Raw genomic sequence first — 12,000 nt, 5'->3', positions numbered from 1 at the left:
GTCAATGTATTTTTGTAATTTTTGTAACATTTATGTAACATGAGGTATGTTACATAAAAATAAAAGTAATAAAAAAGACGATACTAAGATCGTCTTCGACTATTTCAAAACAGCTGCTGCTAGCGCTTGTTGAATCTGAACAATATTTTTATCGCTCTTAAATTGTAAAATTTCAGCCGGTTCCATCGCTGATGAAATCCAAATTTTGAGTTCAGCATCAAGATCAAAGTGCCCCGAAGTTTCTACGGTAAAACGTGAAATAGAGCGATATGGCAAGGATTTATAAGAGATCTTCTTACCTGTTACCCCTTGTTTATCAACCAATATCAAGCGCTTTTCCGTAAAGACAATCAGATCACGAACCAGGGAGAAAGCCAGCTCGACTTGCTCGTTGGGGATCAAAATATCGCGCAGCTGTTCCTCCACCTTGTCGTTATCTTTTTGAGAAGCATTCCCAAGTAGACCAGAAAATAATCCCATCGTATACCCCTTCCATTTTGCTTATTATTATCATTATACCACATATTCTTGCCGCTTCGCTCTCATTTACTGGTAAATAACAGCGATTTGTTGATTAAAATTAAATAAAAATGATAAAATTAAAAAAATATTGACAATTTGTATTGTTAAACAAAATCTGTTGTTAATGTCTTCAAGGTGATATCCTAGGATCGTAAGCTTAACAGTTTTCAGGTTTACTCCTAAAGCCATTCCCAGACTGTTTAGAGAGAAGCGATTCAAATACTCTAATCATACTATCAACGATTTAGGAACGAGAAAGCAAACTCACAGAGATTTCTATCTTGTAGCGCAGTTGTTGACTGGTAGTATTTGTCGCATTCGCGACAACGTCTCCCTAGTCGACTTTGCGAGGGAAAGACTACGAAATCAAGTCAACTTTATTGGTTACTGATTTCTGTACAGAGGCGCAGTAGGTTGTAATATGCTCTTTCGACACCTTACAGAAAATCTGATTCGCAATGAAAATGAAGAACAAAACGAAGCAACAAGCTGAAGATAGAACTGAAGTTCATCAAAGCGAGTCAACGAAGCTGTGGCTTCATTTTCAACGTTTAGCCTTTGTAAACTGACTAACGTCAGTTCCTATTTCCAACTAGAAAAGGTCCCCTGGACCTTTTCTACATCTTCTCCTCAAGCTCCACATCAGGATACTTGTCCGCGAACCAACGGAGGGCGAAGTCGTTTTCAAAGAGGAAGACAGGCTGGTCGTGGCGGTCTTTTGCTAGGATGTTTCGGCTTGAGCTCATGCGTTCGTCAAGATCTTCTGGCTTAATCCAGCGGACGGTCTTTTTACCCATTGGTGTCATGACCACTTCTGCGTTGTACTCACCCTCCATACGGTGCTTGAAGACTTCAAACTGGAGCTGACCGACAGCACCGAGCATGTATTCGCCTGTTTGGTAGTTTTTGTAGAGCTGGATGGCTCCTTCTTGTACCAATTGCTCAATGCCTTTATGGAAGGATTTTTGTTTCATGACATTCTTAGCAGAAACTTTCATGAAAATCTCGGGTGTGAAGGTCGGTAGCGGTTCAAACTCGAACTTGTTTTTGCCAATAGTCAGCGTATCACCAACCTGATAAGTCCCTGTGTCATAAACCCCGATGATATCACCGGCCACAGCATTTTCCACATTTTCACGAGATTCAGCCATGAATTGCGTGACGTTGGATAACTTAGCTCCCTTGCCTGTGCGAGGAAGATTAACACTCATCCCACGTTCAAATTCACCAGAGACGATACGTACAAAAGCGATACGGTCACGATGCCGAGGATCCATATTAGCTTGAATTTTAAAGACGAAGCCAGAGAAATCCTTGTCTAGCGGATCAATCATCTTGTCTTCAGTCGTTTTATGACCATGTGGTTCTGGTGCAAACTCTAAGAACGTATCAAGGAAGGTCTGCACACCAAAATTAGTAAGGGCTGACCCGAAGAATACTGGTGTCAACTCACCAGCTAAGATGGCTTCTTGTGAGAACTCATTTCCAGCTTCGCTCAAGAGCTCAGTGTCTTCCTTAGCTTGCTCATAGAAGGGATTGTTGGCAAAGAGCTTATCACCATCAGCAATTTCTGCAAAACGGTCATCTCCCTTATAAAGCTCTAAACGTTGGTTATGGATATCATAAAGCCCTTCAAAAGCACGTCCCATACCGATTGGCCAGTTCATAGGATAAGAGGCGATACCTAGGACTTCTTCTAATTCTTCTAAAAGGTCCAAAGGTTCGCGGCCATCACGGTCCAATTTATTGATAAAGGTGAAAACTGGGATATTACGGTGTTTCACAACTTCAAAGAGTTTCTTGGTTTGGGCCTCGATACCCTTGGCAGAGTCCACGACCATGACAGCAGCATCCACTGCCATAAGGGTACGATAAGTATCCTCTGAGAAATCCTCGTGACCAGGCGTGTCCAAGATATTGACGCGTTTACCTGCGTAGTCAAACTGCATGACAGATGACGTTACAGAGATACCACGTTGTTTCTCGATGTCCATCCAGTCAGATTTAGCAAAGTTACCCGTTTTCTTTCCTTTGACGGTACCAGCTTCACGCAGCTCGCCACCAAAATAGAGCAATTGTTCTGTAATCGTCGTTTTACCAGCATCCGGGTGAGAGATGATAGCAAAGGTACGACGGCGTTTAATTTCGTCTTGAATTGACATAGTTCTTCCTTTGATTTTTCTGATGATAACAATTAGTTTCGGTTCATTTTTCAGCATACAAAAAGAGTTGTATAACTGACAACTCTTTTATTATAGCTAAATAAGCAATAGCAAGCAAGTCAGACTCTCACCGTCACACGTTCAAGTTCTCTTGACATAATTCTTTGAACTAGTGCCATCAATATTGAAATAACCAAGCTAACAATTAATAAATTCAGCATACCATTCTTACTAGCTAAAATTGGTGTCTCTCGTAAAAAACCATAATTCGCTTGAAAGACCAAATCAACGAGACCAATCATAAGGTTCACGATAAAGGTCATTTGTAGAATGGTTTTCAAAGAAAGTTGGATTCTAGACTCACTTTGATAGAGGTAAATCAAACTATTAATCAACAAGGCCATATGCCCAAATACATAAGATAAGATGGTTAAGTGAGGAAAAGGGTAAGGATCAAAGATAGGATAAGAAAGTGCACAGATAGCACCTGCTGTACCAAGATAGGCAAAATACGTTTTTATTCTCCCTTTTGGTAAAAAGAGAATAGCTAAAGTAGCCAGTCGACAATGATAAAAAGGAAGACATTCCGTCACATCAAAGTGAACCAAAATGTACCAACCATACAATGAAATGATTTGGAAAAATTGAAGTCTTCGCCAAAAAATCTGATAACCTGACAGATTATAAAAAAGCCGAGTCATCCCAATAGACAAAATCACAAGCGTCAAAAGAAAACTATACACAAGAGGGGTAATCCTAGGTGCATGACTGGCTGTACCCGTTATGATTGACATAATACTATACATAATCCGTTACTCTAAATTTTCTAAGCGCGTCACAATATCAGCCAACTTCATCGAATGACTACCTTTTAATAAGATTTGGTCGTCTTTTGATAAATTATCAACAATTGCTTGAGATAGAGCGTCAAAATCATCTTTAGTATCTGATTTTTCAAAGAAAAATACTGTATTTTCCGGGAATCTTCTTCTAGCCAAATCTGATAAGGACCTAATATCTTGCCCATAGAAGAAGAGCATATCCAGATTGTCTACGGATAAACTATCAAGGATGCTTTCATGAAGAGTAATAGAAGCATCTCCTAATTCTTTCATATCAGCAAGAACAGCTAGCTTTTTCCCCCCTTCATTTTGAGGAATACTTGAAAAGGTTTCTAAAATCAATTTCATGGCTGTTGGATTAGCATTGTAAACATCTGATAGGATGTCCGCACCGTTGCCAGCTTTTTTCCACTCGGTACGGTTTTTGGTCAATTCCAATGCTTTGAAGGCTCGGTAAATATCTTGGTCTGACACCATTAGCAATTTAGCAACATAAGCAGCTATCATGGCATTGGTCGCATTGTATTTTCCCGTAACCGGTAAATATACTGACTCTTCTAAAAAATTCGTTTTAAAAGTTAAGGATGCCCTCGCCTCTTGAAGATCTGTAATATAGATATCTTCATCAGCACCAAAACGAATGGTTGTTTGATTTTTAGGTAAATAGGAATCAATAATGGAATCCGCTGGAGCAATCAAAATCCCATCACTCCCCATGCCATCCGTTATTTGCATCTTACCTTCTGCAATCTTTTCACGGCTGCCAAAGAATTCTAGATGAGCTTCTGCGACTAAAGTGACTAAGCCTATGTGCGGCTTGGCTATCTCCGATAAGAGTTTTATATCACCAAGATGGTCTTGCCCCATTTCCAGAACCAGTTTCTCCGTATTATCTGGCATATGAAGAATGGTGTAAGGAAGACCAATCTCGTTATTGTAGTTCCCTTGGGTCTTGTAAGTATTGTAAGTTGTCGACAAGAGTTGAGCAATCATGTCTTTAGTCGTTGTTTTACCATTCGAACCTGTGACAGCGATCACATCGACACGACTACGCTCCACATAATAGGCGGCTAATTGTTGAAAAGCCGTTAAACAATTCTCAACTAGTAGATAGGGATGCCCTTCAATGGCTTTCTCAGATAAGGTAGCCACAGCGCCATTTTGAAAAGCTAAATCGATAAAGTCATGGCCATCGCGTGACCCTTTTAGAGGGAGAAAAAGATCACCATTGGTGATTTTACGCGAATCAAATTCAATCTGTCTCAGGTCTACATCATCAAATTCTGTTATATCGTTTTTGGCACCGACAACTTTGGCGACTTCGTATAATCGTAATTTCATCTTACAATCCTTCTTCTTGTTCAGTAATGGTTCCATTATATCATAATTTTTCAAGGAGCTTTTTATGATTAAAAACATCACTTTACTAACTTATGCCACAAAACGAATCATATCTTGCTATTTTGAAGACTTATGATATGATAAATAAGATTGTTCTTTCAATCGACAGAGTAAATGATTTGCGTCAAGTGTATGTGAATGGGATGTTGTCACATAACGAAACGAAGCGTGCGATAAATCATTGCATCCGCTGTTAGCTATATCTAGGTCACTCATAATAGAAGACTCAGATAGACCTTAACAGCTCCACAAACTTTTTAAGGAGCTTTATCATGAAAACTTTATTCACTCTTCCAAAACTAAGCGTGCGCCGCTTGGCAACGATTGGTATCTTTTTGGCCTTGACCTATGTCATCGGGCGTTTTTCACTAACGCTTATCCCAAAACAACTGGTTCTAAGCTTTACCTTCATTACAGAAACTGTTATTGGGGTTTTAGCGGGCCAAAGTCTTAGTTTCCTTATTTTTGGTCTTTTTGACATTGTTGATACCCTTTTTTCTGAAAAAGCTGGCATGTTTTTAATCGGTTGGACTATCATGGAAGCTATTTTAGGTTTCTTCTACGGGGCATTCTTCTTTGGCAAGTCCGTCACTTGGTCCTCCAAAAAAGATTGGCTCTATGTGTCTCTTGCAGTCGCCGTGATTACCATCTTGGGGAGCTTCATCATGACACCTCTTCTCATCCAGCATTATTATAAAGTACCTATTGCAGCACAATTCATCGCTGGTCGTTGGCTCAAAATTTTCGAAATCCCAATCCGGACTGTGGTGACAATGGCGATCTTATCTCAATTACAGCGACTAGCCGAATACCGTAAACTCTTAAATCCTAAAGCATAAAAAATACCCTAGCGCCTCATCCTACGCTAGGGTATTTTCCTTAAATGAGATGGCTCTCACGTTTGTCATAGATTTCTTGAGCTAAGACAACTAATTGTTCAATCAAATCAGCATACGATAAACTCATATTCTCCCACAAGAGCGGGTACATGGACCACTGGGTAAAGCCTGGCATGGTATTTAATTCATTTAAAAAAATCTCGCCAGATTCTGTGTAAAAGAAATCACAACGCGATAAGCCACAACCACCAATAGCTTTGAAAGCCATTTCTGCGTAGCGACGCATTTGTGCCATAACATCCGAAGGGATATCCGCAGGAATTGCCATAGTGATTTTATTATCAATATACTTGGCTTGATAGTCATAGAAAGCAACATCTTTCACAACTTCACCGGCTTCTGTAGTTTTGACATCAGCATTGCCTAGAATCCCAACTTCGATTTCACGCGCCGTCACACCTTGCTCAATCAAAATGCGGCTGTCGTATTTGAGCGCTTCTGCAATAGCTTTACGCAATTCTGACTCGCTTTCTGCTTTTGAAATCCCTACCGATGACCCCATATTGGCTGGTTTCACAAACACTGGAAATGAGAGCGACTGTAAACTTTCCGAAATGCTCTTTTCAAGATCATTACCTTCAATATAGACAGTATAAGCTACTTGAGGAACCCCTGTTGAGGCCAAAACCTGCTTGGTCGTGATTTTGTCCATAGCCACGCTTGAGGAGAGGATATTGGTCCCTACATAAGGCATTCCCAATACTTCTAAGAACCCTTGAATAGAGCCATCTTCTCCCATGGGTCCATGAAGCACAGGGAAAACAACGGCATTTTCCTCGTAAATATCTGAAGGTTTGATAACTTGATCAAGACGAATCGTTTCACTCGTCATCAGAACTTCAGTCTCAGACGGTTTCTCCGTAAACTCTTGAGTTTTAATAAATTGACCTGTTTGAGCAATAAAATAGGTCTTAACTTGAAATGCCTCATAGTTAACAGCCCGCATAACACTTTCCGCAGATAAAACGGAGACTTCACGCTCGGCAGAACGTCCACCATAGAGCAGTACTATTGTTTTTTTTGTCATAAGGTTTCACTTTCCACTTTTTATCATCTCATGCTTAGCAAAGCGCTAGAGAGATCAATTCAACTTATCATAACATAATTGTTCTTAAAGATAAAATCACCAGCAATCCTATCATAGCTAGCCACTATCACAATTCCGTTCTGTTTTCAATAGCTCTCAACAAAGTAACTTCATCAGCATATTCGATATCAGATCCTACGGCTAAACCGCGTGCCAGACGCGTCACCTTAATTCCCGCTGGTTTAAGAACCCGAGAAATATACATGGCAGTCGCTTCACCATCTGCAGTTGCATTGGTGGCAATAATGACTTCCTGGATATCACTATCCATGAGGCGCGTGATCAATGTTTTTAAATTAATATCATCTGGACCGACGCCATTCATAGGGGAAATCAAACCATGTAGGACATGATATAGACCATGGTACTCTTGAATTTTTTCCATGGCAGAGACATCCTTGGAGTCTTCCACAATTAAAAGTACCGTACGGTCACGATTCTCATCCGTACAGATATCACAAGGATCTTCATCGGTTAAGTTCCCACAAACAGAGCAGTAAGTGAGGTCGCGTTTAGCTGCTAAGAGATTTTTAGCAAAGTCATTTACATCCTCATCAGCCATGGCAATCGTATAGAAGGCCAAACGAGTAGCCGTTTTGATACCGATTCCCGGCAATTTTGAAAAGCTATCAATTAATTTTGCAATTGGTGTTGGGTATAACACGTTATTTCCCCTTTTCTAATTCACTAGGAAGCATATTTGGCAACATAGAGATCAATGATGTCTCTAGCAATATACTGGTGGGCCTTGGACAGATAATCTGATGCATTGGGATACATAATACCAACGGCAATATGATTATTTTGGTCATAAGCAACCACATTCAAATTAACGGTGCTCACCGTTTTTCCATCACTATCTTGTGTAAAAGTTTCAGCGGTTCCTGTTTTGCCACTAATAATCGTATTGCGACCGCGCATATCAGACCCTGTTGCCAGACTGCTATTACTATTAACCACATTATAAAAACCTTGTTGAATAATAGCCATCTGCTCTGGCGTTATCTCAACCTGATTGAGGCTTTTAGGCGCTATAGCACGAATTTGATTACCAATGCCCCCCTCAGCATTCTGATCATAAATCCCTTCAACCAAATGTGCCGACATCCGATTGCCACCATTAGATACTGTTGCTGCATACTGGGCAAGTTGCAAAGTATTGTAATTATCAAATTGTCCAAAAGATTCTGTTAGCGTATTCGAGACAGTAAAGTCTTTGGGAACAAATCCTTCTGAGACGCTTGGCAAATCAAGACCCGTTGACGAGCCTAGCCCATATTCTGCATATGTTTTACGCAAATCTCCCATGGCCTTTTGGTAACCTTTTGAAGCCAAAGGCATGTTGTAGATATAAGGTTGCCCCATCATTCTCAAGGCTAATTGTACCATATAAGTGTTAGAAGAGTATTCCAAGGCCTGACTAGCCGTTATAGAGAGAGAACCTTTGGTAAACCAAGAATTAATCGCTGTGCTATCACCCGCGAAAACAATCGGCATATCTGTCAATATCTCATTGCCTGTTAGAGCACCCGTCTGCCAACCAGCTGTCAATGTCGCTCCCTTTACGACTGAACCAGGAGTGAACACTTCATTGATAGTTCCTAAGACATTGGTCTCAACCTGATCGCTTCCTTTATCGTGTGATAAACCTGCCATTGATAAGATGGCCCCTGTTTTAGGATCCATAGCCACGGCATAGACACCATCTGAATACCTTGCTTTACCAGCCGATAGTTCTTGTTGGTAATATTTTTTGAGAATACCTTCCACCTCTGCTTGAAAATCACTATTAATGGTTAATTTAATGTGATTGCCCTTGTGCCCTTGGGAAACGATCTGTTCGTCTACAACTTTACCATTCTTATTAATCGTAATGGTCTTTGATTCGTGCTTTCCTTGAAGTTCCTCTTCGTATTGTTTCTCCAAGTAAGAGGTGCCTACTCTGTCATTAAGAGAGTAACCTTTTTTCAAGTAAGCCTCAGCTTCTTCCTCGGGTAGACCTGTCTTTTCACTTGAAATACGACCAAGCAGTGGCGCCAAGGAGCTAGTAGGTTCTTCCCGATCCCAACCATCAGAAATGGTAATCCCTGCCATTTCAGGAGACTTTTCTTGAACGGCTTGGATTTGTTCTGAAGTCAGATCATCTGTCAGTAATCGAGTAGTGTCAAAGACAGCAGTCCCGTTCATTTGACTAAAGAGAGCTACCGTTTTTAAGGTGTCCTGATCATAATCAATGTCGTTTTCTGACACTGTTGCCACAGCATTTGTATAAATCTCTGAAGAGGACAGACTGTTGTGGAATTTATCGTATTTTTTACTATCTGGCAATTTGTCTACAACTGCAGAAAAGGTCTCTTGATCTGCCAAATAATAGTCAATTTTATCCCTAACAGAAACAGTGGTTTCAGGCATAGTCACCACCTTTGCTAATTCTTGAGCAATCTCCTTGATATCTTCAGCAGAAATGATGTTATTTCGCGTAAAAGTGACTATTTTTTTAGAGACATTCTGTACTAACGGCTTTCCTTTGACATCATAAATCTGTCCTCGCTCTGTCGAAGTTGATACTTCATAGATAGTGGTCTTTCGTAATTTTTCAAGATAAAAATCTGCATTGACCAGTTGCATATCTGCCAGACGAATCACCAGAACCGTAAATAAAAAAACAACCATAAAAAAAAGGATGTAAAGCCGCCTTGCGATCACTGGTATCTCAGTATAACTTGATTGTAAACGTTTTAAAAATGCCTTCACGATGTCTCTCCAAAATTTATCGATACCCATTTATTCTATCACATTTATAAGTCGATCACGACTGAAGAATCACATTATTTGAAAAAGATTTTGAAACCATAGGATAGAGTCAGGTTGAGCCATTAAGTGATTAATAAATGGAAACTATTTGTCTGTTACAGACCATTTTTAGCTTTCTCTAATTCAAAAAAAGTGAGCCGTTCAGCACCATACGATTTCTACTGAGTAGCTGATATAAATGCTGTTTCAGTAACCATTTAAAGCTAAAAAATCGGTAACCTCATTTAGAAGGTACCGATTCATAATATTGACTTGTTAGTCATCAGGAACAACCTAAAGCCTTAGGTTATATGTTCCCTATTTACCTTGTCTGGAAATGACGGACAGATTATTCACCACCAAGGTAGTACTCAGCAGTAAGGTTCAATTTGTCGTCAAATTCAAAGACAAGTGGTGGGAAGTTAGGGATTTCAACGTCCATGATTTCATCATCATTCAATTGTTTGATGTGTTTGACAAGGGCACGAATTGAGTTACCATGTGCTCCAACAAAGACGTTCTTACCTTCTTTAAGAGCTGGTGCAATTTTATCTTCCCAGTATGGAAGAGCACGCTCAAGAGTTACTTTCAAGTTTTCAGCATCTGGAATAACAGAATCATCAAGCAAAGCATAACGACGGTCTGTGTGTGCTGAGTGCTCATCGTCTTTTGCCATTTCTGGAGGCAATACATCGTATGAACGACGCCAGATGTGAACTTGCTCATCACCAAATTGTTCTGCTGCTTCTGCTTTGTTTTTACCAGTCAATCCACCGTAATGACGTTCGTTCAAGCGCCATGATTTTTCAGTTGGTACCCAAAGTTGATCAGCTGCTTCAAGAGCCAAGTTAGTTGTTTTGATAGCACGTTTCAATACAGATGTGAAAGCAAGGTCAAATTCGATACCAGCTTCTTTAATCAATTTACCAGCATCAATTGCTTGTTGTGTTCCTTTTTCTGAAAGGTCTACGTCAGCCCATCCAGTGAAAAGGTTAGCTTTGTTCCATTCTGACTCACCGTGGCGAGCGAAAACTAATTTTACCATTAGAGTAACTCCTTTAGATTTTACGGATTAAGGTTAGTCCTTAATCGCATATTCTTGGCTAATGCCAATTACTTCTCTATTCTACCCAAAAAAGCGCTAAAAAGCTAGCAAAATCACAATTTTCTCCATGATAGCGTTTCCTTGTTTTAGCCTTTTCTATTCCCTTTTTTGAAAAACACGAACTTTTTATTTTTTTCTTAAAAAAAGACTTGCATTGACATTTTTCCAGTGATAGAATAGAAAAAATTTGTCTAAAATCTGGCAACTTGCCCTTTTCACAATAGGAGGAAATCATGGTTTCAACGTCAACACAAATTGGGAATTTTCAGTTTGATAACTGCCTTATGAATGCTGCTGGAGTACGCTGCATGACAATTGAGGATCTAGAAGCAATTCGTCATTCCAAAGCCGGTGCCTTCGTTACCAAAACAGCCACCTTAGAGGAGCGCGAAGGTAATCCATCGCCACGTTGGGCCGACGCTCCCTTTGGAACCATCAACTCCATGGGGCTCCCTAACAAAGGCTTCCAATATTACCTAGACTATGTCATTTCACTTCAGCAATCGCAACCTCAGGAGTCCCATTTCTTGTCTGTCGTCGGCATGTCTCAAGAGGAAACTCATGTGATCGTGCAAACCATTCAAAAAAGCGATTATCAAGGCTTGGTAGAGCTCAATCTCTCTTGTCCAAATGTTCCAGGAAAACCACAGATTGCCTATGACTTTGAAACAACCGAGCAGCTGTTAACAGATATCTTCAGCTATTATAAAAAGCCACTCGGTGTCAAATTGCCACCCTATTTTGATATTGTCCATTTTGACCAAGTAGCCGATATTTTAAATAAATTCCCTTTAACTTTTATCAATAGTGTTAATTCAATTGGAAATGGGTTAGTCATCAAAGACGAGACTGTTGTAATCAAACCTAAAAATGGATTTGGTGGTATCGGTGGTGACTACATCAAACCAACAGCTTTAGCCAATGTTCATGCCTTTTACCAACGTTTAAAACCATCCATCCAAATCATCGGTACTGGTGGTGTCAAATCTGGTCGCGATGCCTTTGAGCATATCCTCTGCGGCGCTAGCATGGTTCAAATCGGCTCAGCATTTGGTTACGAAGATGTTGCTATTTTCGAACGAGTTCAAAGAGAACTCGCTGATATCATGGCAGAAAAGGGCTATGAAACACTTGAAGACTTCCGTGGCAAACTTCACTACATAGACTAAAGCAGCAATTAGATATCATT

General features: G+C 40.1%; 10 protein-coding genes and 1 riboswitch. Of the genes, 2 read left to right on the top strand and 8 right to left on the bottom strand.

Annotated elements, in window-relative coordinates:
* Positions 1–99: 99 nt before the first annotated feature.
* The 4 genes from G574_RS0108550 to G574_RS0108535 all read right to left on the bottom strand — a co-directional run bounded on the left by G574_RS0108550 (position 100) and on the right by G574_RS0108535 (position 4,867).
* Entirely contained in the window at positions 100–480 is a 381-nt protein-coding gene (locus tag G574_RS0108550; RefSeq protein WP_029691840.1) for a PH domain-containing protein, read from the bottom strand.
* Positions 481–1,139: 659 nt separating this feature from the next.
* Complete coding sequence (locus tag G574_RS0108545) at positions 1,140–2,684, bottom strand: peptide chain release factor 3 (RefSeq protein ID WP_017769347.1); 1,545 nt, start codon at positions 2,682–2,684, stop codon at positions 1,140–1,142.
* Between the two features lie 119 nt (positions 2,685–2,803).
* Positions 2,804–3,478, bottom strand: coding sequence for a YwaF family protein (locus G574_RS0108540; RefSeq protein ID WP_029691839.1), 675 nt, complete (start codon positions 3,476–3,478; stop codon positions 2,804–2,806).
* Between the two features lie 18 nt (positions 3,479–3,496).
* Positions 3,497–4,867 (bottom strand): UDP-N-acetylmuramoyl-tripeptide--D-alanyl-D-alanine ligase, encoded by a 1,371-nt coding sequence (locus tag G574_RS0108535; protein WP_029691838.1) that lies wholly within the window; start codon positions 4,865–4,867, stop codon positions 3,497–3,499.
* A gap of 164 nt (positions 4,868–5,031) precedes the next feature.
* A riboswitch (THF riboswitch) is annotated at positions 5,032–5,122 on the top strand.
* 77 nt (positions 5,123–5,199) lie between these two features.
* Here G574_RS0108535 and G574_RS0108525 point away from each other — a divergent pair.
* Complete coding sequence (locus G574_RS0108525) at positions 5,200–5,766, top strand: folate family ECF transporter S component (RefSeq protein ID WP_017769350.1); 567 nt, start codon at positions 5,200–5,202, stop codon at positions 5,764–5,766.
* A gap of 40 nt (positions 5,767–5,806) precedes the next feature.
* Here the strand turns inward: G574_RS0108525 and G574_RS0108520 are convergent, their stop codons facing one another.
* The 4 genes from G574_RS0108520 to G574_RS0108505 all read right to left on the bottom strand — a co-directional run bounded on the left by G574_RS0108520 (position 5,807) and on the right by G574_RS0108505 (position 10,751).
* Positions 5,807–6,853: a D-alanine--D-alanine ligase gene (locus G574_RS0108520; protein ID WP_029691837.1), complete on the bottom strand. Its 1,047-nt coding sequence runs from the start codon at positions 6,851–6,853 to the stop codon at positions 5,807–5,809.
* 127 nt (positions 6,854–6,980) lie between these two features.
* On the bottom strand, positions 6,981–7,577 hold the full coding sequence (recR, locus tag G574_RS0108515) for a recombination mediator RecR (protein WP_017769352.1): 597 nt from the start codon (positions 7,575–7,577) through the stop codon (positions 6,981–6,983).
* A gap of 23 nt (positions 7,578–7,600) precedes the next feature.
* Positions 7,601–9,667, bottom strand: coding sequence for a penicillin-binding protein PBP2B (gene pbp2b / locus G574_RS0108510; RefSeq protein WP_245540410.1), 2,067 nt, complete (start codon positions 9,665–9,667; stop codon positions 7,601–7,603).
* A gap of 388 nt (positions 9,668–10,055) precedes the next feature.
* Positions 10,056–10,751 carry a phosphoglycerate mutase gene (locus G574_RS0108505; RefSeq protein WP_017769354.1) on the bottom strand — a complete coding sequence of 232 codons (696 nt, stop codon included), beginning with the start codon at positions 10,749–10,751 and terminating at the stop codon, positions 10,056–10,058.
* Between the two features lie 293 nt (positions 10,752–11,044).
* On the opposite strand from G574_RS0108505, the gene G574_RS0108500 reads away from it, so the two are divergent.
* Entirely contained in the window at positions 11,045–11,980 is a 936-nt protein-coding gene (locus G574_RS0108500; RefSeq protein ID WP_029691835.1) for a dihydroorotate oxidase, read from the top strand.
* Positions 11,981–12,000: the final 20 nt, after the last annotated feature.

The organism is Streptococcus hyovaginalis DSM 12219, from assembly GCF_000420785.1.
Taxonomy (GTDB): domain Bacteria; phylum Bacillota; class Bacilli; order Lactobacillales; family Streptococcaceae; genus Streptococcus; species Streptococcus hyovaginalis.
Note: the sequence above shows the minus strand (reverse complement) of the source record. Positions and strands in the feature narration are given on the sequence as shown.

Excerpts from the sequence above, each read along its gene's own strand:
- G574_RS0108550 (WP_029691840.1), bottom strand. The coding sequence starts at position 480 with ATGGGATTATTTTCTGGTCTACTTGGGAATGCTTCTCAAAAAGATAAC.
- G574_RS0108520 (WP_029691837.1), bottom strand. The coding sequence starts at position 6,853 with ATGACAAAAAAAACAATAGTACTGCTCTATGGTGGACGTTCTGCCGAG.
- G574_RS0108505 (WP_017769354.1), bottom strand. The coding sequence starts at position 10,751 with ATGGTAAAATTAGTTTTCGCTCGCCACGGTGAGTCAGAATGGAACAAA.
- G574_RS0108525 (WP_017769350.1), top strand. The coding sequence starts at position 5,200 with ATGAAAACTTTATTCACTCTTCCAAAACTAAGCGTGCGCCGCTTGGCA.
- G574_RS0108545 (WP_017769347.1), bottom strand. The coding sequence starts at position 2,684 with ATGTCAATTCAAGACGAAATTAAACGCCGTCGTACCTTTGCTATCATC.
- G574_RS0108540 (WP_029691839.1), bottom strand. The coding sequence starts at position 3,478 with ATGTCAATCATAACGGGTACAGCCAGTCATGCACCTAGGATTACCCCT.
- G574_RS0108535 (WP_029691838.1), bottom strand. The coding sequence starts at position 4,867 with ATGAAATTACGATTATACGAAGTCGCCAAAGTTGTCGGTGCCAAAAAC.
- G574_RS0108500 (WP_029691835.1), top strand. The coding sequence starts at position 11,045 with ATGGTTTCAACGTCAACACAAATTGGGAATTTTCAGTTTGATAACTGC.